This is a genomic window from Georgenia sp. (assembly GCF_054605595.1).
The window spans coordinates 1-20,611 of the sequence record NZ_JBTSDU010000027.1 but is presented as its reverse complement, the minus strand read 5'-3'; the positions used below and the strand labels follow the sequence as shown (position 1 = coordinate 20,611).

The window sequence follows — 20,611 nt, the reverse complement described above, 5'->3', positions numbered from 1 at the left end:
TTTTCTGCGGTTCGGGGCCTTTCTTCGTGCCGGCTCTCCATGGACACCGGAGGACGGAGATGGACAGGAACACCCATTCGCAGTGGCACGCAGGTGGCGCGCGGACACCTACCAGACGAGAGCGAGGTGGCCCGCCGGCCGGCTTCTGGGAGCGGCGTGTCACCAAGGCCGTGCCATTGCGTGCCACAAGAGGCGCCGACGAGGGGCCAGGAGCCGCGGAATCCTGCGGGTCCTGGCCCTCGGAGCCCACTCGTAGCGTGCAGTGGTACGCCGTGGCACGAGGGTCCGTTCGCGGCTGCCGGAGGGTGCGATGAGCAGTTCGACGATGCGGGAAGCGTGGGGGAGTCTACGCAAACTTCCTTCGGGGCGTTGGCAGGCTCGCTATCCAGGGCCGGACGGCAGGATGTACCCAGCCCGGACCGAGGACGACAGGTCGCTGACGTTCCAGACGAAGACGGATGCTCGAACGTGGCTGGCCGGAATGCACTCGACGATCGCTCGTGGTCAGTGGGCGCCGCCGTCGGTGGTTGCGGAGCGCCGTCGGGCGGAGTCCGCTGCGGAGGCAGCGAGGTCTGTGGGGTTCCGCAAGTACGCAGAGGGCTGGCTCACAAGAATTCAGGAGGCACCCGGTCGTAGCGGGAAGATGTGGACACACGCCACGATCCGCGATTACATGCGCAAGGTCAACGGCTACCTCGTGCCCGAGTACGGCGACACTCCGGTGCGTGAGATCGATGAAGCGCGAATCCGGGCGATGATTCAGCGGTTAGACAAGATCCCCCCGGTCTTGAACAAGGCCTCGAAGCACAACGGCGTCAGCCGGCCCGTGCTGGTGGTCCTGATGATGATCTTGCGCCAAGGGCGGTGTCATAGCGTCGTAGCAACAGTGCTGGTCGGGTGAGGGGTTGCTGGTGGGAAGCAGGATGTTGACGGCGACGGATCGGGCGGAGATCTCGACGGGGCTGAAGGCCGGGGTGGTCGGTGCGCAGGATCGCAGCCCATATCGACCGGTCTGCGTCGGTGATCTCACGCGAGATCCGGCGTAACTCGACCAAGACGCGCGGGTACAAGATGGTCACCGCGGACTGCCGGGCCCAGCGGCGCAGGTCCCGCACGCAGACGGGGAAGGTGCAGGCCGACCCGGTGCTGCGCGCCCGGGTGTTGGCGGACCTGAAGCGCTCACGCACCCCGCGCCAGATCGCGGGCCGGTTGCACCTGGAGGCCCGGGACGAGAGCGTGGCCCTGATGAAGGGATCCGTGCCAGCACAGGGCAAGACGGTCAGCCACGAGGCGATCTACCGGTTCATCTACGCACTGCCCAAGGGCGAGCTGGCCAAGCACGCCGGTCATGCTGCGCTCCAAGCGCACCAGGCGGCGCCGCCCCAAGCCGCTGGGTCAGCGCGGCGCCCCGATCGTGGGGATGGTCTCCGTCGATGACCGTGAGGACCTGGGCGAGCGGCGCGTGCCCGGACACTGGGAGCCCCGATCTGGTGATCGGTGCCCACGGCCGCACGGCGGCGGCGACCCTGGTCGAGCGCACCACGAGGTTCACCACAATCCTGGCGTTGCCGGCGGGCAAGGACAGCGAGCACCTCGCCGACGCCCTCATCGACTCCGCCGACGAGCTCCCCGCCATGACGGGCAAGTCGCTGACCTGGGACCAGGGCTCCGAGATGGCCAAGCATGCCGCCCTGACGTTGGCCACGACGATCCCGGTCTACTTCGCCCACCCGCACTCTCCATGGGAGCGCGGCACCAACGAGAACACCAACGGCCTCATCCGCGAGTACCTGCCCAAGGGTGCCGTGATCCCCACGCACCAGCCCTACCTGACCTCGATCGCCGAGGAGCTCAACGAACGCCCCCCGCGCCGTCCTGGGCTACCTCACCCCACGCGAAGCCTTCGAACGCCTACTCACCGACAGCGTTGCTACGACGACTTGACACCGCCCATCCGTGACGGTGAGAAGTGGAAGAAGGACGTCGAGTCTGTCTTCAACAAGGCATTCGACCGGGCCGTGTCGCAGATGCCTGAGCACATCTACTGCACCTCGGTGCGGCCACTGGTCCGTGCGCACCAGATGCGGACCTACTCCAACCCGCTGTCGGCGGAGGACAAGCAGGCCGTCTTCGCGCATGAGATGGTCCTCGACGGACGCGCGTTGACGGTCCAGCAGATCGAGGACCTCTACCGGCTCAGCAGCATCTCCAACGTCATTCTCTGAGCTCGCCGGCTCAGCCACACGGCCCCGCCACCAACACGGTGGCGGGGCCGTAGTGTTTCTCTTAGGTGAATGCTCTCGTCCACCTATGAGACGTAGGCCGCCGGTGCTGGTGCCGATGCATAGGATGCCCGCGAAACTCGGCGCCGGAGATCAGCTCCCCGGCCAACTTGCGCTACCGCGGCCGGCGCGGCGTGCGGCCGCCCGATCTGGACGACAGCTGAGACGACAGCTCGTCCGCACGGGCCTCGACCACCTGCCAGGCGAGGTTGCTGACCCCCGGGTGCTGGCCGCGGTCGATGTCGTGGAGCGCGCCCCGGAGCCCGTCGACGGCCTGGCGGACGGTGCGGCTGGCGCGCGAGGGTGGGATGCCCCAGCTACGGGCCTCCGCGATCAGGTCCTGGGCGCCGACGTCGAGGATGGCGCTCTTGCCGTTGACCTCGATGGCGGAGTGGCCGTCGTGGCCGGCGGCGTGCAGGTGCATGGCGGTGTCGTACACGGGCGCGACCTTGGCGGTGCCGTCCTCCAGTCGGAGAAACGCGATGTTCTTCGCGTGGGCATCGATGTCGCCGACGGCGTGCTTGAACGCGACCACCTCGAGCAGTCCCGCGGGGTCGGTCCCCGCGTCGGTGAGCACCTGGGCCAAGGCTCGCCACGACGGCAGGACGCGGCCGCCGCGCTGGAACTTCCGCTCCGGATCGTCGGTATTGATCCCGAGGGCCTGTGCGCCGTCCTCCTGGTGGACGCGAAGCGTGCCCTGTCCTCCAGCGACGCGGTCGAAGCGCTCGATGACGATGGTGGTGGCGCCGTCGAAGTCGGTGATCCAGGCGCGCGGTGCGTCCAGACCGGCGAGCCTGGCCAGTTCCAGGGCAGCAGCCTCGGTATGAACGACGTCCGCTGCGACCGACCCCTGCGGTGCGGCCAGCTTGACGATGTGGGTGGACAGGGCACCGCCCTGGGGGAGAGCCCATCCGTCCGGCGTCATCGTGACGCCGACCTTGGGCTGCAGGCCGGGCAGCGAGGTCCGGGAGTCGCGCCCGTAGATGGCGGCACTGACCTGAGGGTCGCTCAACAGGAGCTCCCGGATCTCGCGGTCGGAGACTGGGCGCAGCGATCCGGCGTCGTCGGGCTCGCCGGGGCGTCGGATGTCGAGTGCACCGATGGTGTCCCGGCCGTAGTGCGAGAGCATCCCGAACAGGTCGTCGGCCGGCACGCCCGCGCGCTCGGCCTGGCGGGCCCGCTCGCGACCTTCGGGCAGCAGGCCGGCGAGCACCGCCGCGACGACCCGCGGGTGTGGTGGCTGCTCGGCGATGGGCAGCTTGTTGGCGACCACTCGAGACCCCAAGCCCCACCGTTCGATCGCTGCTGCCGTGAAAGTCAGTGGCGGCAGGTCTCCTGCGTCTTGGAGCGTGGCGATCCGGGTGCCGTAGAGGTGGACTTCGAGTGCGCCGCGCCCAGTCACGGCCGGCCCCAGGTCGCCTCGATGCGCACTCCGAGCAGTCGCAACGATCCGAAGATCCGGTCCACGTGCTGGGAGGTCTTTCCCGACTCCAGGGCTGAGACGTACTGCCGGCTGACGCCCAGGTCGTCGGCGAACTCATCCTGGGTCAGGCCTGCCTCCTGCCGTGCGTCACGGAGGATTCGTCCGAGGTCGCTGGGGGAGTTCACCGGCCCGTGCTTCGCCATGTGTGTCACGATATCAGGACATCACTCTCGATGTCACGATATCGTGACATCCGTATCCCCGTCCAGGAATCCTGACGTGCCGCGGGGGGCCCGCAGGTGCCGGCCAAGCACCGGCTGGGGGAGAAGCCGGAGAGTCCGGCCTCGGGCATGGGGACCTATGGGTTCATGCTCTTTCAGGCCGGTTGACCCAGGGAGGGGCGGCGCAGGCCCCTTCCTTCAGTTTCAGCGGAGTTGGCCGCGTCAAGGCGGATCGGCCAGCTAGCGGGGTTCGCAGTCCAAGAGGAAGTCGGCGAGGGCGGTCGCATCGGCGGTGGAGAACATCGTGCGGAGGTGGTCATTGAACTCCAGGCGCCGGCGGGCCGGGATCGAGATGGCGTCAAACCCGCTCGACATCAGCGTGCCGTTCATCATCAGCCGCGCGCCCCGCAGGATTCTGCGGTTCCGGGCCTTTCCGCGTGCCGGCTCTGCGGATCCTGGCCCGCGAAGCCCACTCGTAGCGTGCAGTGGCACGCTGTGGCACGAGGGTCCGCTCGAGGCTGCCGGAGGGCACGATGGCCAGGGGGAGCCGCCGGCGGTGGTCGCGGAGCGCCGTCGTGCGGAGTCCGCTGCGAAGCCGGAGGCGGTTGAGGCCCTGTACGAGGCGGCGGGGCGCAGCCAAGACAGATCACGGTTCCGCTTGCGGCCTGGTGTCAGTTGCGCCGGGACGAAGCGTCGGGTCTGCCGCGCCGGGATGTCGAGAACCCGCGAGCGTTGCACTCGGCGCGACTCAGGGTCGGTGCACCACCGGGCGCGGGTCGTGCGAGGCCTATTGACTAACGATGACTTTCAACCCATCATCGATAGGCGACCATGACATCCGCGAAGTTGCTGCGGGTGGCGTTAGGTGCCCTCCTGCTCGGAGCGCTGCTGACTCAAGTACTGGTACCGGTCTCCGCCGCCGAGATCGGAGCGGAGTACCCCGAGGTCGCCCACCTGGTCGTCCCCTACTCCGGGGGCGCCATCCTTGCGATTGCTTGCCTCCAGGTGGCGCTGGTCGCGGTCGGACGGCTGCTCGCCTTCATCAGTGGGGGCGCGATATTCACCCCGCGTGCGCTGCGATGGGTGGACGTCATCACGGGTCGTGCGGTCGCCGTCACCCTGCTGGCGGCAGGCGTCGTGGTTCACCTGATTGGCGTCGTCCAGCCCGGAGGGCCCGGGGTCGTCCTTGTCCTGGCGGCCGGCGTAGCCAGCGGCATCGCGCTCGTCCTGCTCATGTTCGTCATGCGCGGCCTGCTCAAGGTGTCCATCGCGTATCGCAGTGAACTCGACGGGGCGATCTGATGCCTATCGTCGTCGAGCTGGACGTCATGCTCGCCCGGCGGAAGATCTCCGTGGGAGATTTCGCCGCCGCAGTGGGTATCACGCCTGCTAATATCGCCGTTCTGAAGAACGGCCGTGCGAAGGCCATCCGGTTCTCAACCCTGGATGCGATCTGTCGCGTACTCGCTTGCCAACCAGGCGACATCCTACGATGGACCCCCGACCTGCCTGAGTAGCGGTACAGACCGCGTTCGCTCGCGTCTCCTCAAGAGGACCGTTGTCGAGCGGCCGGCGAACGACGATGTTCACCGAGGCGCGCAGCGCGATCGGGTGCGATGACCTGACCTGGCACGGCCAGCGACACTCGGCGCTCACGCTCGTGGCGTCCACGGGCGCGACCGTTCCCGAGGCGATGGAGGGCACGGGCCATGGGAGCCCGCGCCACCATTCACTCCCAGCACGCCGTCGTCGACTCTCACCAGGGCGTCGTCCAGGCATGCAGGATCTTGGCGGCCACCGGGACGTCGACGAGTTTGCCGCGAGCGATGGCCATGATCGTCTCGAACGCCTTGTCGTCCAGCGTGAGTCTTGGGTCACTGATCAGGCTTCGATGGGGCATGCGCCGGCGGCTCTCCACGTCCGTGCCCGGGCGAGGATCTCGAGCACGACGTCGGTCTTGGCGTCGGCGTAGTCGTTCATGTCCCTCCACTGCTTCTGCGCCAGGTGCCGCTTGACGTTCGCGTAGCGAGTGCAGTCGTCGCCGCTGACGCGGAGCCAGTCCCGCAGGTCCAGGTAGTCGCGCGCTTCCGCCCGACCCGAGGCGTAGACGTGCAGGTGCGCGTCGCGCTGCGGGGTCCGCAACATGCGATGGCCCGGCTCGCGGACGCGGCGCTCGAAGCCAGCCACCTCCAGAGGCGGGACGAACGCGGCCTCGTCTTGAACGTCGTCCACGACCAGGAGCACGTCGATGATGGGTTTCGCGGCCAGGCCCGGCACCGAGGTCGAGCCGATGTGCTCGAGGCAACGCACCCGAGGTCCCAGGGCCCGCCTCACCCGGCCGGCGAGGACCTCGAAACGGGCGGGCCACGCGTTGTCATAGTCGACCACCACGATGCTCGCGGGCTCCCGGCCACCGATCAGCACGGCATCGAGGTACGCGCCGCGATCGTCAACCACGACCTCATCCTCTCCGCCCGCAAGTCGCGCCGTGACTCCGCGCCGACTGGGCGCGCCCCGGAGTATGGCACTGACCAGATCGACCTGAACCTGACCGTCGCGACGATGACTATTTCACCGCTGATGGCCAACGCGCCGTGATCGGCGTCGTGCTCGAGCAGCACAGGCTCGGGGTATGTATTCCACACCCGATTCTCGACGAGCAACTGCACGATCCACCAAAGGATCAACCCCACCGCCGGATGACTACCCGCTTCGCGACGCGAAGCGTCCGGCGGGTCGCCCGGCAGGCACTCGAAACCGCCAGTGAATCAATCTGAGCGATAGGCACGTGCGCTCGGGACGACCGGAGGACCCCGAAGCTGGCCGAGTAGGTGCTCTTGTTCTGTGCAGCCACGCATGCTCAAGTCTCGTCGGCGGGGTCGACCCAGCGTGGCCTCCCAGTCCTGGCCGCCATGGGAGACAGAGGACATTGGGACTGGGTGTGATCATTTCGGAGACTAGTCTCGACGAGCGACTTTTCCTGCTCATCGAGCTGGAGCCTAAAAGCGTGCGTCGAGCCAGTCGGTCCACGCCAGCGGGTGGCGCCAGTTCTCGGCGTACCGGCTGGTGGGTGGGTTCGCCATCGCGATCAGGTGCATGGTCTCAGTTGGTGAGCGCACCGGGTCCCTCCAGGATTCCCAGGGCGGCGCTGATCGCCAGCACGACCGCCATCACGGTGACGACGCCCGCCGCTAGTGCCCAGTCCGCTCTGGTGATGCACACCGGGTGCCAGGTGGTGCGGGGGGCAAGTCCAAGTCCGCGGGACTCCAGGGCTTGGGCCATGCGTTCGCTCTTGCGTACCGAGACCACGAGCAGGGTGAACACCACCCCGGCAAGGTGGCGTGGCCCGCGCGGTGGCCGCCCGTCGTGGCGCAGGTTGGCCCGCACGGTGTGGGCGTGGCTGATGGTGGCCCACTCCCGTGGCATCTCCTGCAGCATCCGGTACCCGGCCAGGATCGCGTAGGTCACCCGGGCGCTGAGGCGGGCGTTCTGGTGCAGGCTCGTCATCAGGGCGACGCCGTCGGTGGAGAGCAGGAACCCGATCGCCAACACTCCGATGAGCAGGGTCCGCGCCGCCAGCGCGGTCCCGACGCTGAGCCCTTCCTCGCTCACCCGCAGCGCCCCGGCCTGCCACACGGTGGTGCCCGGGCGGGCCAGCGCGTTGACCATGAGCACCCCGAACGCGAAGGCTACGAAGGGTACGTGCGCCACCAGCAGCGTGCGCGCCGTCACCCGCACCGAGACCGTGACCGCGCCGAGCGCGAGGAGGTACAGCACGCTCGGGGTGAGCGGGTCGAGGACGAAGACGACGACCAGGGAGACCAGGGTCACCAACGCGAGCTTGATGGTCGGGTTGCGCCGGGCCAGCAGCGAGTCCGCGATCGGCGCGGCGGTCAGGGCGCTCACCGGCCTACCCCCACGGGGCGGGACGCCGGGACGGCGTAGTCGAGCTGGCGAAGCACGTGGGGCACCGCACGGGCCGGCAGGTTGGTCAGGAGCCAGGCCACCAGTGGCGGCAGGACCAGCCCGGCCCGGGCCAGCACGCAGGCGTCGCTCAACACCTGGGTGGTCGGGCCATCAGCGAGCACGCCGCCCTCACCAAGGACGATTACCCGGCTGGCGAGCGTGGTCACTGTGCGCAGGTCATGGCTGGCCAGCACCACCGCTCCCCCACCAGCAGCAAAGTCTTGCAGGGTGTGCGTGGTAGTGATGGCATCTCGCCGGTCCAGGCCGAGTGTCGGTTCGTCGGCCAGGAGCACCGGCCGGTCATGGGCGAGCATCGCGGCCAGGCTGAGACGGCGCTTCTCCCCGCCGGACAGGCGGAACGGGTTCTGCTCGGCCAGGTGCGTCAGGCGGTGGCGGCGTAGCTGCCCGGCCACCACCTCCTCAGCGACGTCGGGGGCGAGCCCGTGAGCGATCTCCTCGGCCACGGTATGGGCGAGGAACTGGTGCTCGGCGTTCTGGAACACCAGCCCGGGCCGCGCGCCCCCGACCGCCCCGGTGAGCGGTTCGAGCAGGCCCGCGAGGGTGAGCAACAGAGTTGACTTCCCGACGCCGTTCGCCCCCAGCAGCGCAACCACCTCGCCCGGTCGCACGGACAGGTCAATCTCGGACAGTAGCGCGGGCGCGACCGTATCACCGGGTGCTGCCGGGTTCTTTCGACGGCGGCGCCGCGAACGTCGTGCCATCGGCTTTGCCCGGCCCACGGACAGGTTCCGGGCAATAAGGAGCGGGGCGGCGCCGGTCGCGGTCGTGCCGACGTCGGGCGCGTCGGCGGCGAGAGCGTGGAGCAGCTCGGTGTTCGCCCTCGCCGTCAGGGCGCCCTCGGTCCCGGTCAGGGCGTAGAGCTCAGCGTCCAGGGGCAGCCAGCACCCGACGGCGTGGAGCTGACGGGCGTGCTCGCGCAGCACGACGGCAGTTGGCCCGTCGCCGAGCACCTCCCCGCTCTCACCCAGGACCAGCGCCCGGCCCGGCAGCCCGGTCACGCCGCGGGTTCCGGCCCATTCGTCGAGCCGGTGCTCGACCAGCACCACCGCCGGCCCGTACTTTTCGACCGCGCCGGTCAGGGCTGCACGGACAGCGTCGATGCCCGCTGGGTCGAGCATCGATGTCGGCTCGTCCAGGAGCAGCACCTGCGGTTCCGTGACCAGGGCTGCGGCTAGGGCGACCCGTTGGGACTCCCCGCCGGACAGCGTGGCGGTGGCCCGCTCCCGCAAGGCCGCGGCCCCGATCACCTCCAGTGCTGCGCCGATGCGGGGGCCGATGCTCGCCGGGTCGGTGGCCTGGTTCTCCAACGGCAGGGCGAGCTCCTGCTCCACCTCGGGCAGGCAGACCGCGGCCGCCGGGTCCTGCGCGAGGACCCCCAGATGCCGAGACCGCTCAACCACCGAGGTAGCCTGCGTCGCCGCGCCGACGGTGACCTCCCCGGTCATGGTGGCGTTGACGGTGTGCGGCACCACCCCGGTGATCGCGTGCACCACAGTGGACTTACCCGAACCAGAAGCACCGAGAATGATCATCTGTTCACCGGGTCCAAGGTGCATGGACACCTCGCGCAGCACCGGGTCGGTCCGGCGGAGAAAGGTCACCGAGACCTCACGCAGCTCCACGACCGCCCCGGTCCCTGTCCCCGCCGGATGCGTCGCCGGCTGGGCCTCGCTCATCCCCGGTCCAGGGCACGCCCGATGGCGAAGTTGTCCACGACCCCGGTGCGGGCCAGAGCCTCGACGATGACCTTGGCGGCCAGTCCGCCCAGGACGATCCCGGAGAGGCACTGCAGGACCAGGCGCAGGAGGAAGATGTCCTGGCCGTACCAGCCGGAGCGGAACGCGGAGTAGAAGAACACCAGCCCCGCACCCAACAGACCGGAGGCGGCGAAGACGCCCCAACCGTACCTGCGGTAGCGGGTCAGCGCGAAGGGAAGCTCGCTCCCGCCGCCCTGGATTGCCGCGGCGATCAGGAGTAGCGGCCCGACCGGTGAGCCGAGGAAGACGACCTCCACCGCCGAGGCGATCACCTCGGCGATCACCCCGGAGAACGGGCGGCGGACGATCGCCACGGCGACCGGGGCCACCAACAGCCATCCGCCCAGCAGGAGATGCTGGGACAGGTCGCCGGCGGGACCCATCAGTACGGCGAGGCCGTTCCAGGCCTGCACCAGGGCCCAGTAGGCGAAGCCGAAGACGACGCCGAGCACGACCATCAGGACCAGGTCCCGCATGGCCCACCCGGGCCGGGTGGGCGTGGCGGCCGTAGCGTTATTAGGGCTCATGGCCTGCCGCCCGCTCATGCGTCGGAGGTCGGGGAGCCCACCGAGACGCTCAGGTGGGTGACCACGTGCGGCACGCCGGTGCCCACCCGCGCCCAGGCATCGACCACGATGGCCAGGACATCGGCGAGGTCGCCGGCGAGCTTGGTGGCGTAGTGCGCCGGGGAAGCGGTAATACCGCGCTGCGTGGCAGCGCCGATTGCCGCCTCGATGTGGCTCATGTGGTCCCCGGAATCAGAGCTCCCGTCCAGCAGCGGGTACAGCGACCACTGCGCAACGGCCCGGATACCGACAGGATCAAGGTCCACCGGCTCCGCAGTCGGCGGACCGGTCACGGCCAGTTCGCAGGACACCTCCCCCGGGCAGCCACGCGAGAACAGCACGTGGGTCACGATGTGTGCGCCACGCGAACGCCGTGAAGCCGCCACGATCACCGCACATAGGTAGGCGATCAGGCGTTGCTCGGCCGGCGCAGTGCGCGCACCGACATACGTGCTCACGTCATCGATCTCGATCACCAACCCTTCCGCGAGGCCGGTGGCCTCAACATCGGCCAGGGCGCCGAGGATGACCTCGACAAAGTCGTCTGTGTGGGGATGGATGCTGAACCGCATCCCTACACCAAACTGCTCCGGCGTAGCGCCGATGCTGGTGCCTTCTTCAGTCTTGATGCTCATCACGGTCCCTTCTCGGGCCCGCGGGTACCACGAGACCCACCGACGAAACAGGTATCGGCGAGTGCCCTTGCTCCCTACGCCGGTACGAACCGGATCAGGTAACGGGTCTGCGGACTCTCCGCACTCTCAGCGCACTGCAGCGCTCCCCGGGGGTATGACCGAACATAACCACCACCGCCCCGTCACGTCCAGTGTGTCGGCACCCTGACTACTTCAGGGCCCTGGGCTGGGAGCGCTCGAATCAGCGGGCGCCTGTTGAGGCTGAATTGGTGCCGGTGAGTGAGGCGGTGGGCCGACGGAGCCGAAGCGTATTCGCTACTACATGGTGAAACCCGTGCCCGAACGGGCGACAAACTATCCGTCCCGCAGGGGGTGTAGGCGGGCACCCACGGCACCGCGGGCGAGGAGCCGTGCCCCATGGGGAGTTCTCCCCATGGGGCACCCTTCAACGACTCGGGTATTCAGCCGATGGTGCAGGTATGCGCCATCACCACACCACGCACCGCGCCTGGGCGACGTTCGGGTCGGGCCCCTCCGTGCTGTCGACCGGCACGACCGTCGAGCAGGAGTTCACTCCGGTGGAGGACCTCATCCTCGACACGCTCGCGGCCAGGTTCCGGCTCGGTGAGATGGCATGGACTTTCGACGCGCGCCTGACGCCGGCTCTTGAGGCCCTGGCGGCCCGCGGGCTCGTCGACGTGGTCGGGGTCCCGGTGGGATCCGCGGTGCGGGCGCGGCTCACCGTGGCCGGCCGCGCGGCGACGATGGACGAGACCTACGTCTGCCCGAACGACCGCCCCGACGTCGACAACCCGGCCGAGGCGGACGATCTCGACGACCTGACCATCGTGCGGTGTGCCGGTGGGGTGGCGTGGCAGAAGCTCATGACCATCGAGGGCAGCCGGTGGTTCTCCACCATTTCCGGCACCGGCCAGGGCGTCGGGCCGTTCAGCTCGGACGAGCTCATCGCCCGGCGTGGCCGGATCACGGTCGTGAGCGGTCCCCCGCAGGGCTGACGGCGCCCCGGCCGGGACGCCACGGCCACGCGGCGATCGTGCGCCGTTCCGCGCAGCCCCGCTGCGGGCGCCGGATCCGCCGAGCGGGCCGCCCACGAGAACCCGACGTTGCACTCAGTGCACCGATGCACTTAGTGTCATCGCGTGATCCTCCCTCAGCCGGACCGGCGAGCCCTGATACGGGCGCGTTCCCGGGAAGCCATCGTGACGGCGGCGGCCTCGCTGCTGAGCGAGGCGAACGGCACCCGGTTCGCGGTCGACCAGCTCGCCGAGCGTGCCGACGTCTCGCGGCGCACCATCTTCAACCACTTCGCCTCGCTCGAGGACATCGTCGTGGCGGTGTGCAGCGACGTGCTCGACACCCTGGTGGACACCTTCCTCGCCGTCGCGGACCACGCCGCCGGGGCCGATGACTCCCTCTTCGACCAGCTCACCGAGACCCTGCGCCGCACCGATCTCGTACCACCGATGGCGTACCTCACCCGGGCGCTCGGTGGCCCGGCGGGGGAGTGGACGCCGCAGCAGGAGGTCATGCTCGGGCGCGCCTTCACGGCGGTGAGCGCCCGCCTCTCGGACGAGATGGCCAGCCGCCACCCCGACGTCGACCCGCTCGACATCCACCTTCTCGTCGGCGCCCTCATGAGCGGGGTCACCGTGCTCTACCGCCACTGGTTCGACGCGACCGACGCGGCCGAGAGCGAGCAGTCGCGACGGCTGTGGGCGGGCCTGGTCGACCGGTTGGTCGCCACGTTCCGTGCGGGGTATGGACCCCCCACCGATCCGGCGCCCTGAACCGGCCCCCGGCGTGTTGGTCCGACCACCCCCGCGGCCCCCGCCCGCCATCACCTCGGCACTCTTCCCCACTCATCCGCGAAGGAACCTCATGGCTGAACTCCTCTACCGGCTCGGTCGCCTGGCCGCGCGCCGCTCCCGCACGGTGATCGGCATCTGGGTGGCGGTCCTGGCGCTCGCCGGCCTCGCCTACGGGCTCGGCGCCGGGACGCTCGCCAGCAACGTCTCCATCCCCGGCACACCCACCGCCGAGGTCACCGACCGGCTGCGGTCCGAGTTCCCCGAGGCCTCCGGCGGCACGGGCACCGTGGTGCTGCGCACCGCGGACGACGCGCCGTTCACGGACGCCCAGCGGCAGGCCGTCGGCCGGCTCGCCGCCGACGCCGCCCAGATCCCGGGCGTGCGGGCCGTCGTCGACCCGTTCGTCACCGAGGCGGAACGCACCGCCACCGGCCAGCAGCTCGCCGACGGCGCCGCCCAGCTCGGGACCGGCCGCGCCCAGCTCGAGACCGGGCAGGCCCAGCTCGACGCCGGCCTGGCCCAGGTGGACACCGGGCAGGCGCAGCTCGACGCGGCGCGCACGCGGGCCGAGGCGACCGGCGCCCCGGCCCCGGTGCTCGCCGAGCTCGACGCCCAGCAGGCCGCGCTCGACGGTCAGCGGACCGCACTGGCGGTCCAGCAGGCCGCGATCGACGAGGGTCTGGCGCAGCTCACCGAGCAGGGCGTCCAGTTCCAGCTCGGCAGCTCCCTCCAGGAAATGGCCGCCGGGCTGCGGGTCGTGTCCGAGGACGGCAGCGTCGCGGTGGTGACCGTGGCCTTCACCGACAGCCAGCTCGAGATCCCGCAGGCGACCAAGGACGCGGTCGTCAAGGCGTTCGAGGCCCCGATCGACGGCGTCGTCGTCGACTTCGGGTCCGACATCGCCGTCGGCATCCCCAGGATCTTCGGTGCCGGCGAGGCCGTAGGCCTGGTGGTCGCCGCCGCCGTCCTGGTGATCATGCTCGGCAGCCTTGTCGGTGCCGGCCTGCCCCTGGTCACCGCGCTGCTCGGCGTCGGGATCGGGGCGCTGGCCGCGCTGTCCCTCTCCGGCGCCGTCGAGATGGTCTCGGTGACGCCGGTCCTCGGGATCATGCTCGGGCTCGCGGTCGGCATCGACTACACCCTCTTCATCGTCAACCGCCACCGGCGCCAGCTCAAGCAGGGCTACGAGCTCCACGAGTCGATCGGGCTCGCGAACGGGACGTCGGGCAACGCCGTGGTGTTCGCCGGCACGACCGTGTTCATCGCCCTCCTCGCCCTGAACCTCACGGGCATCCCGTTCCTGGGGCTCATGGGCACCGTGGGCGCGTTCTGCATCCTTGTCGCCGTGCTCATCGCCGTGACGCTCACCCCGGCGTTGCTGGGCCTGATCGGTCGGCGCATCCTCAGCCGACGGGAACGGGCCCGCGTGGAGGGGGCGCCGCCCCCCGCCCAGGCGCCGGTGCGTGCGATGTCGAACCCACGCGCCGTGCTCCGGGTCGTCCTCGGCGTCGCGGGGCTGCTGCTCCTGGCGGTCCCCTCCCTGGGCCTGCGCCTGAGCCTGCCCGACGGCTCCGCGGAGCCGTCGGACTCGACGCAGTACCAGGCCTACGCCACGGTCGCCGAGAAGTTCGGCCCCGGTCAGAACGGCCCGATCCTCGTGGTCGCCGACCTGCCCGGCGGTGGCGCGGCGGCCGCGCTCGCCGACCAGGTCCGCGTCGCGGAGGAGATCTACGCCCAGGACGGCGTCGCCGCGGTGGCGCCGATCGGCACCTCCGCCGACGGCACCGTCGCCGCGTTCCAGGTGATCCCCACCGAGGGCCCGACATCGCAGTCCACCGAGAACCTCGTCCACACCCTGCGGGCGCTCCCGCCCGTGGACGGCGACATGCCGATCGCCGTCGCCGGCCTGGCGAGCGGCAACGTCGACATCTCGAACAAGCTGGCGGACGCGCTGCCCGTCTACCTGGCGGTCGTGGTCGGGCTGTCGCTGGTGATCATGATCGTCGTGTTCCGCTCGATCTTCGTGCCGGTCATCGCCACGGCCGGGTTCATCCTGTCCTACTTCGCCGCCCTCGGTGGCGTGGTCGCGATCTACCAGTGGGGGTGGCTGGCCGGTGTCTTCGGCGTCAACCATCCCGCCCCGGTCCTGAACTTCCTGCCCACGATCCTCGTCGGCGTGCTCTTCGGGCTGGCGATGGACTACATGCTCTTCATCGGCTCGGGGATGCGGGAGGCGTACGCCCACGGCGCCCCGGCCCGGACCGCCGTCGTGCAGGGTGTCCGTGCCGGCCGGTCGGTCGTGACCGCCGCGGCGATCATCATGGTCTCCGTCTTCGGCGGGTTCGTCTTCTCCGAGAGCGCCATGATCCGGCCCATCGGGTTCGCGCTCGCGCTCGGCGTGCTGCTCGACGCGTTCATCGTCCGCATGTGGCTCGTACCTGCGCTCATGCACCTCGCCGGCGACCGGGCGTGGTGGCTGCCCGCCTGGCTGGACCGGATCCTGCCGAACGTCGACGTCGAGGGTGCCTCGCTCGAGCGCCGCCACCACCGCCCAGGCGACGTCGAGCGGGCGCCGCAGGCCGTGGACCAGATGGCGCGGGACTGACGCAGCGGACCGGCCCGCCCGCAGCCGCTCACCCGAGGTCCGGTGCGCGGGCGGACGGCGCGGGTGCCGATCTCCTGCAGCGCGCGCCCCGCGGGGCTGCTCAGCCGCGCAGCGCCGCGACGACGGCGGGCAGTGCCCGGGGAGCGGTCTGGATCACCAACGTCGTGACCACGCTCGCCGCCCAGGCGCGGAGCTGCTCGCGGAGCTGGGCCGGGTTCCCGGCGAGGGCGACGTCGAGGACGAGCCCGGTGGGCACGGCCGCCGCGGCGCCCGCCTTGTCGCCCCCCGCCCACCGGCGCACGATCTCGGCCACGGCGCTGTCGTGCCCGAGCTGCTCGATGGCGTCGCGGTGGAAGTTCGTCGTCGCCGAGCCCATGCCCCCGATGTACAGGGCCAGGTGCGGGCGCAGCGCGTCGGCCGCCCGTTCGACGTCCTCGGCCAGGGACACCGGGACCCCGGCGCACACCTCGAACGTGGCGGCGGGCGACGCCGACGCCACGCGGCGGGCGAAGCCCTCCCGGAGTCGGGCGGCGTAGGTCTCGCTCAGGCGCGGGGAGATGAACGCAGGGATCCATCCGTCGGCGATCTCCGCGGCCAGGGCGGTGTTCTTCGGTCCCTCGGCCGCGAGCAGGATCGGCAGGTCGGCGCGTAGCGGGTGGACCGTCACGCGCAGGGCCTTACCCTGCCCGGTGCCGCCCACGAGCGGCAGTTGGTAGAACTCGCCGTCGGCCTCCACCACCTCCCGGCGCAGCACCTGGCGCACCACGGCCACGTACTCCCGGGTGCGGGCCAGCGGGCGCGGGTAGGGCTGCCCGTACCAGCCCTCCACCACCTGCGGCCCGGACGCGCCGAGGCCGAGCATGAACCGGCCGCCGCTGAGGTGGTCGAGGGTGAGCGCGGCCATGGCGGTCGCGGTGGGGGTGCGGGCCGCCATCTGGGCGATGCCGGTGGCCAGTCGGACCCGCCGGGTGCGGGAGCCCCACCAGGCGAGCGGCATGAACGCGTCCGAGCCGTAGGCCTCCGCGGTCCACACCGAGTCCAGCCCGAGCTCGTCCGCGGCGAGCACGGCCTCGGCCGCCCCCGGCGGCGGGCCCGCCCCCCAGTACCCGGTGCCGAAACCCAGCTTCAGTGCGTCGCCGTCGACCATGAGGAGATCATGCCCGACGGCGCCCGCACCCCGCGCCGGTGCTGTCCGGTCGTGCCGCGAACACGAGCAGGGACGTGCCGGGTGACCCGCCGCGGTGGCGTCAGAGCCCGGCCGTCTCGGCGATGAGGTCCAGGTGCTCCAGGTCGCCCATGTCCAGGCACTGCAGGTAGACGCGGGTGATGCCCTGCTCGGCCAGGACCGCGAGACCGTCGACCAGCTCGGCGGGGGTGCCCGCCAGGCCGTGCTCGCGCAGCTCGGCGGGCTCCCGGCCGATGGCCGCGGCGCGCCGGGCGAACTCGGCCTCGTCCGCGCCCACGCAGGTGACCAGCGCGACGGAGTACACCAGCTCGGCGGGGTCCCGGCCGACCTCCTCGCACGCCGCGTGCACGCGGCCGAGCTGCGGGACCACGGCCGACCTCGCGGGGAAGGACTGGTTGTACTCGGTAGCGAACCGGGCCGCCAGGCACGGTGTGCGGCGCGGTCCGCCGCCACCGACGATGACCGGCACCGGGAACTGGACCGGCTTGGGCAGGGCGGGGGAGTCCGTGAGGGTGTAGTGCTCGCCCGCGAAGCTGAACCGCTCACCCACCGGGGTGCGCCACAGGCCGGTGACGATCTCGAGCTGCTCCTCCAGGAGCCCGAACCGCTTCTCCGGGAACGGGACGCCGTAGGCGTCGTGCTCCGCGGCGAACCAGCCGGCACCCAGGCCGAGCTCGACCCGCCCGCCCGACATCGCGTCCACCTGCGCGACCTGGACGGCGAGCAGGCCGGGATGGCGGAACGTGGCGGAGGTGACGAGGGTGCCCAGCCGGATCGTCGAGGTCTCGCGCGCGAGCCCGGCGAGCGTGGTCCAGGCGTCGGTGGGGCCGGGGAGCGGGTCACCACCGCCCATGCGCAGGAAGTGGTCGGAGCGGAAGAACGCGGAGTAGCCCAGCCGCTCGGCGTGCCGCGCCAGCGCGAGCTGGTCGTCGTAGGAGGCGCCCTGCTGGGGCTCGGTGAAGACGCGGAGATCCATGACGCCAGCCTGCCACGCGGTGCACCCCACGCCGGGGCGGCAGCCGGTAGGTGGTGTCGGTGACCCGTTCTATGCTCGGGGGATGCGGACAAGGGACGTCGCGCTCCTCCGCCTGGCCGCCCAGCGCATCGCGGGGCCGGGGTTCGCCTCGGCCGCCGAGACCGTGCGGTGGCTGACCGCCGTGCAGGCCCAGGACTACCCCGGGGCCCTGGCCTCGGTGGCGTTGCGGACCGAGGGGGACGCCGGCGGGATCCTCGGCGCGTTCGACGCCGGCGAGGTGGTGCGGTCCTGGCCCATGCGCGGCACGCTGCACCTCGTCCCCGCCGTGGATCTGGGCTGGATGCTGGGGCTGACGAGCGAGCGTCTGCTGGCCCAGGCGGCGCGGCGGCGGGCGAGCCTCGGCATCGACCGGCCGCTCATCGGCAAGGCCGCGGAGCTCACGCAGCAGGCGCTCGCCGGCGGCCGCTCCCTCAGGCGCGGCGAGCTCATGGAGGTGTGGGAGCGGGCCGGGCTGCTCGCCGTGCCGCAGCGCGGCTACCACCTGCTGTGGACCCTCTCCCAGCGGGGCCTGACCTGCTTCGGCCCCACCGTCGACGGCGAGCAGCGCATCGTCCTGCTGGCGGAATGGGTGCCCCGCCCGCGCCGTCTCGACCGGGACGAGGCCCTGGCCGAGTGGGCGCTGCGCTACTTCCGCTCCCACGGCCCGGCCACCCGCAAGGACTTCGCCTGGTGGACCAAGCTTCCGATGGCCGACGTCGCCACGGGGCTGGCGGGCGCCGTCGACCAGCTCGACCGCGTCGACGTCGACGGCGTCGAGCACTACCTCGATCCCGCGACACCCGCCCGGCTCGAGGAGGTGGGGGCGGCAGCACGCGGCGTCCACCTGCTGCCCGGGTTCGACGAGCTGATCCTCGGCTACCAGGACCGGTCGCCCACCCTGGCACCCGAGTTCGCCGACCGGATCGTGCCCGGCGGCAACGGGATGTTCCGGCCCACCGTGGTGGCCGCGGGGCGGGTGGTCGGCACGTGGCGGCGCGCCGGCCGTGGCCGCGACGCCCGGATCGAGGCGGAGCCGTTCACCCGTTTCACCCAGCAGGTGGAGCGGGCCGTGCCGCGCGTCGCCGGTCGCTACCCCGCGCCGCTCGCGACCGTGGGAGCGCACGCATGAACCCAGCCCCCCAGGGGCCCCGCCGCCGCCAGGTCCTCGCCGGCGCCGCCGGGATGCTCGCCGCCGCCCTGCTGGCCGCCTGCCAGGGCCGACCCCGCCCCGAACCGCCCGGCGGACCGGCGAGCACGACCCCGGCGCCGACCCCCACTCCGACCCCCACCTCCGCCTCGCCCACCCCGACCCCCGCCGTACCGGTCGAGGTGATGGTCGGTGAGATGCTCATGCTCGGCTTCCGCGGCACCACCCTGACACCCGACAACCCGGTGGTGGCGGACCTGCGCGACCGGCACGTGGGCGGCGTCGTGCTGTTCAGCCGGGACCTGCCCACCGGTGGCGACCGCAACGTCACCTCGCCCGACCAGCTCGCGGCCCTGTGCGCGGATCTTCAGGAGGCTGCCGGCACCCGCCTGCTGATCGCGACCGACCAGGAGGGCGGCCGGGTCGCCCGCCTCGGGCCCCGGCACGGCTTCCCGGCCACGCGCTCGGCGGCCGAGCTCGGCGCGGCCGGGGATCCGGCCGCCACCCGGGAGGCGGCGTACCAGCTGGCGCGGACGCTGACGCTGGCCGGCATCAACCTCAACCTCGCCCCCGTCGTGGACGTCGACGTCAATCCCACGAACCCGATCATCGGGGCCCTGGGGCGGGCGTTGTCCGCAGACCCCGAGGTGGTGGCGGAGCAGGCCGCAGCGTACGTCCTGGGCCACCGCGACGCCGGTGTGCTCACCTCGCTCAAGCACTTCCCCGGCCACGGCAGCTCCAGCGCCGATTCCCATCTCGGGTTCGTGGACGTCACCGACACCTGGAGCGAGGCCGAGCTCGTGCCGTACCGCCGCCTCATCGGCGCCGGGCTGGTCGACACCGTCATGGCCGCGCACGTCTTCAACGCCACGCTCGACGCGAAGCTGCCGGCGTCGCTCTCGCGGGCCACGATCACCGGCCTGCTGCGCGAGGAACTGGGCTTCGACGGCGTCGTCCTCACCGACGACCTGCAGATGCGTGCCATCACCGACGGGTGGCCGCTGGCGGAGGCCGTGCGGCTCGCGGTCGACGCCGGCGCGGACATCCTGACGTTCTCCAACAACATCGACGTCTTCACGCCGGATCTCGGCCGACGCGTCTACGAGGCGCTGCTGGATCTGGTCACGGCCGGGGACGTGAGCGAGGAACGCATCGCCCGGTCCTACGAGCGGATCATCGCATTGAAGGCCCGGATCACATGAGCGACGGGTCCAGATCCGGGCGTGGAGGAGCCCACGGGTTCCCGACCACCTGGTCGGGTGCCGTGGTGGACGATGCCACGGCCCCGCGGGTTCCGGTGACCACCGGGTGCTCGCCGCCGCCGGGCGGGAGGACCTCCGGTCCGTCCGCTGACGGGCTAGCGGATGGTCACCTCACGCGTCCGGAAAGAATTCACTTCTGGACCACCTCCTCTCTCGTGTTCCTCCACGGTAGGAGCCCGCACCCCGGGGTGTCACGGGATTTTCCGGCCGCTGGCAGGATGGCGGGATGACTGCCGATCCTCCCCACGGCCCGCACCGTGGTGCGCTGACCGGTGGCGTGATGAGGAGGGGTGCCGCGGCGCCCGGCCCGGGGGCGCCCGGTGCGGCGACGCCCGGCCCGGGGGCGCCCGGTGCGGCGGCGCCCGGCGCGCCGGCGTGGGGGGTGCGCCCGGCCGTCCTGGCCGTCATCTCGCTCGGCGGTGCCCTCGGCGCGCTCGCCCGGTACGGGCTCGCGCTGGCCTGGCCGCACGTGAGCGGCGAGCCGCCCTGGTCCACGGTGCTGGTCAACGTCGTCGGCAGTCTCCTGATGGGGGTGCTCATGGTGGTGCTGACCGAGGTGGTCGGGCGCCCCCACCCCCTGGCCCGCCCGTTCCTCGGCGTGGGTGTCCTCGGCGGGTTCACCACCTTCTCCACCTACACCGTCGACGCCGTGGCGCTCGTCGTCGCCGGCCGGGCGGGCCGGGGGGGCGGGGTGGG

The 20,611-nt window shown here is 71.3% G+C and carries 21 protein-coding genes, 2 pseudogenes and 1 riboswitch; of the genes and pseudogenes, 12 read left to right on the top strand and 11 right to left on the bottom strand.

The features are described 5' to 3' along the window. The first annotated feature begins 673 nt into the window (after nucleotides 1–673). The 3 genes and pseudogenes from ACYC1Z_RS05435 (at nucleotide 674) to ACYC1Z_RS05425 (ending at nucleotide 2,225) form a co-directional block, all read left to right on the top strand. A complete protein-coding gene (locus tag ACYC1Z_RS05435; protein WP_461408522.1) occupies nucleotides 674–901 on the top strand; it encodes a hypothetical protein in 228 nt (75 codons plus the stop codon). Between the two features lie 22 nt (nucleotides 902–923). Beyond that, a pseudogene (locus ACYC1Z_RS05430) lies at nucleotides 924–1,944 on the top strand (IS30 family transposase). Next, complete coding sequence (locus tag ACYC1Z_RS05425; protein ID WP_461408521.1) at nucleotides 1,941–2,225, top strand: hypothetical protein; 285 nt, start codon at nucleotides 1,941–1,943, stop codon at nucleotides 2,223–2,225. Before ACYC1Z_RS05430 ends, ACYC1Z_RS05425 begins: the two are co-directional and overlap by 4 nt. A gap of 172 nt (nucleotides 2,226–2,397) precedes the next feature. Here the strand turns inward: ACYC1Z_RS05425 and ACYC1Z_RS05420 are convergent, their stop codons facing one another. The 3 genes from ACYC1Z_RS05420 to ACYC1Z_RS05410 form a co-directional block, all read right to left on the bottom strand. Continuing rightward, nucleotides 2,398–3,684, bottom strand: a complete 1,287-nt coding sequence (locus ACYC1Z_RS05420; RefSeq protein ID WP_461408520.1) for a type II toxin-antitoxin system HipA family toxin — start codon at nucleotides 3,682–3,684, stop codon at nucleotides 2,398–2,400. Continuing rightward, complete coding sequence (locus tag ACYC1Z_RS05415; RefSeq protein ID WP_461408519.1) at nucleotides 3,681–3,908, bottom strand: helix-turn-helix transcriptional regulator; 228 nt, start codon at nucleotides 3,906–3,908, stop codon at nucleotides 3,681–3,683. The genes ACYC1Z_RS05420 and ACYC1Z_RS05415 overlap by 4 nt, the downstream gene beginning before the upstream one ends. A 258-nt stretch (nucleotides 3,909–4,166) precedes the next feature. Beyond that, complete coding sequence (locus ACYC1Z_RS05410) at nucleotides 4,167–4,301, bottom strand: hypothetical protein (protein ID WP_461408518.1); 135 nt, start codon at nucleotides 4,299–4,301, stop codon at nucleotides 4,167–4,169. Nucleotides 4,302–4,757: 456 nt separating this feature from the next. Between ACYC1Z_RS05410 and ACYC1Z_RS05405 the strand changes: the two genes are divergently transcribed. Then, nucleotides 4,758–5,228, top strand: coding sequence for a DUF2975 domain-containing protein (locus ACYC1Z_RS05405; protein WP_461408517.1), 471 nt, complete (start codon nucleotides 4,758–4,760; stop codon nucleotides 5,226–5,228). Continuing rightward, entirely contained in the window at nucleotides 5,228–5,443 is a 216-nt protein-coding gene (locus ACYC1Z_RS05400; RefSeq protein ID WP_461408516.1) for a helix-turn-helix domain-containing protein, read from the top strand. Before ACYC1Z_RS05405 ends, ACYC1Z_RS05400 begins: the two co-directional genes overlap by 1 nt. A gap of 239 nt (nucleotides 5,444–5,682) precedes the next feature. On the opposite strand, the gene ACYC1Z_RS05395 is transcribed toward ACYC1Z_RS05400, so the two are convergent. Further along, nucleotides 5,683–5,826: a hypothetical protein gene (locus ACYC1Z_RS05395; RefSeq protein ID WP_461408515.1), complete on the bottom strand. Its 144-nt coding sequence runs from the start codon at nucleotides 5,824–5,826 to the stop codon at nucleotides 5,683–5,685. Next, nucleotides 5,808–6,383 carry a GrpB family protein gene (locus tag ACYC1Z_RS05390; RefSeq protein WP_461408514.1) on the bottom strand — a complete coding sequence of 192 codons (576 nt, stop codon included), beginning with the start codon at nucleotides 6,381–6,383 and terminating at the stop codon, nucleotides 5,808–5,810. Before ACYC1Z_RS05390 ends, ACYC1Z_RS05395 begins: the two co-directional genes overlap by 19 nt. A gap of 98 nt (nucleotides 6,384–6,481) precedes the next feature. Between ACYC1Z_RS05390 and ACYC1Z_RS05385 the strand changes: the two are divergent. Continuing rightward, a pseudogene (locus tag ACYC1Z_RS05385) lies at nucleotides 6,482–6,586 on the top strand (GNAT family N-acetyltransferase); the annotation flags it as partial. Nucleotides 6,587–7,028: 442 nt separating this feature from the next. On the opposite strand, the gene ACYC1Z_RS05380 reads toward ACYC1Z_RS05385, so the two are convergent. Genes ACYC1Z_RS05380 through ACYC1Z_RS05365 form a run of 4 tightly spaced genes read right to left on the bottom strand, consistent with a single transcriptional unit; the run spans nucleotide 7,029 to nucleotide 10,871 of the window. After that, a complete protein-coding gene (locus tag ACYC1Z_RS05380) occupies nucleotides 7,029–7,832 on the bottom strand; it encodes an energy-coupling factor transporter transmembrane component T family protein (protein WP_461408513.1) in 804 nt (267 codons plus the stop codon). Beyond that, nucleotides 7,829–9,589, bottom strand: coding sequence for an ABC transporter ATP-binding protein (locus ACYC1Z_RS05375; protein WP_461408512.1), 1,761 nt, complete (start codon nucleotides 9,587–9,589; stop codon nucleotides 7,829–7,831). The genes ACYC1Z_RS05380 and ACYC1Z_RS05375 overlap by 4 nt, the downstream gene beginning before the upstream one ends. Continuing rightward, a complete protein-coding gene (locus ACYC1Z_RS05370) occupies nucleotides 9,586–10,215 on the bottom strand; it encodes an ECF transporter S component (RefSeq protein ID WP_461408511.1) in 630 nt (209 codons plus the stop codon). The genes ACYC1Z_RS05375 and ACYC1Z_RS05370 overlap by 4 nt, the downstream gene beginning before the upstream one ends. Beyond that, nucleotides 10,212–10,871, bottom strand: a complete 660-nt coding sequence (locus ACYC1Z_RS05365; RefSeq protein WP_461408510.1) for a YkoF family thiamine/hydroxymethylpyrimidine-binding protein — start codon at nucleotides 10,869–10,871, stop codon at nucleotides 10,212–10,214. The genes ACYC1Z_RS05370 and ACYC1Z_RS05365 overlap by 4 nt, the downstream gene beginning before the upstream one ends. A gap of 51 nt (nucleotides 10,872–10,922) precedes the next feature. Beyond that, a riboswitch (TPP riboswitch) is annotated at nucleotides 10,923–11,030 on the bottom strand. Nucleotides 11,031–11,350: 320 nt separating this feature from the next. On the opposite strand from ACYC1Z_RS05365, the gene ACYC1Z_RS05360 reads away from it, so the two are divergent. The 3 genes from ACYC1Z_RS05360 to ACYC1Z_RS05350 all read left to right on the top strand — a co-directional run bounded on the left by ACYC1Z_RS05360 (nucleotide 11,351) and on the right by ACYC1Z_RS05350 (nucleotide 15,305). Then, nucleotides 11,351–11,887 (top strand): hypothetical protein, encoded by a 537-nt coding sequence (locus ACYC1Z_RS05360; RefSeq protein WP_461408509.1) that lies wholly within the window; start codon nucleotides 11,351–11,353, stop codon nucleotides 11,885–11,887. A 144-nt stretch (nucleotides 11,888–12,031) separates the two neighbouring features. After that, nucleotides 12,032–12,679 carry a TetR/AcrR family transcriptional regulator gene (locus tag ACYC1Z_RS05355; protein WP_461408508.1) on the top strand — a complete coding sequence of 216 codons (648 nt, stop codon included), beginning with the start codon at nucleotides 12,032–12,034 and terminating at the stop codon, nucleotides 12,677–12,679. 91 nt (nucleotides 12,680–12,770) lie between these two features. Next, nucleotides 12,771–15,305 (top strand): MMPL family transporter, encoded by a 2,535-nt coding sequence (locus ACYC1Z_RS05350; protein ID WP_461408507.1) that lies wholly within the window; start codon nucleotides 12,771–12,773, stop codon nucleotides 15,303–15,305. A gap of 100 nt (nucleotides 15,306–15,405) precedes the next feature. On the opposite strand, the gene ACYC1Z_RS05345 is transcribed toward ACYC1Z_RS05350, so the two are convergent. Together ACYC1Z_RS05345 and ACYC1Z_RS05340 are read right to left on the bottom strand one after the other, a co-directional pair. Continuing rightward, entirely contained in the window at nucleotides 15,406–16,434 is a 1,029-nt protein-coding gene (locus ACYC1Z_RS05345; RefSeq protein ID WP_461408527.1) for an LLM class F420-dependent oxidoreductase, read from the bottom strand. 118 nt (nucleotides 16,435–16,552) lie between these two features. Further along, on the bottom strand, nucleotides 16,553–17,467 hold the full coding sequence (locus ACYC1Z_RS05340) for an LLM class F420-dependent oxidoreductase (protein ID WP_461408506.1): 915 nt from the start codon (nucleotides 17,465–17,467) through the stop codon (nucleotides 16,553–16,555). 82 nt (nucleotides 17,468–17,549) lie between these two features. Between ACYC1Z_RS05340 and ACYC1Z_RS05335 the strand changes: the two genes are divergently transcribed. The 3 genes from ACYC1Z_RS05335 to ACYC1Z_RS05325 all read left to right on the top strand — a co-directional run. Next, complete coding sequence (locus ACYC1Z_RS05335; RefSeq protein ID WP_461408505.1) at nucleotides 17,550–18,635, top strand: winged helix DNA-binding domain-containing protein; 1,086 nt, start codon at nucleotides 17,550–17,552, stop codon at nucleotides 18,633–18,635. Beyond that, entirely contained in the window at nucleotides 18,632–19,855 is a 1,224-nt protein-coding gene (locus tag ACYC1Z_RS05330) for a glycoside hydrolase family 3 protein (protein ID WP_461408504.1), read from the top strand. The genes ACYC1Z_RS05335 and ACYC1Z_RS05330 overlap by 4 nt, the downstream gene beginning before the upstream one ends. A gap of 286 nt (nucleotides 19,856–20,141) precedes the next feature. Next, the coding region (locus ACYC1Z_RS05325) for a FluC/FEX family fluoride channel (RefSeq protein ID WP_461408503.1) at nucleotides 20,142–20,611 on the top strand (470 nt) is incomplete at its 3' end.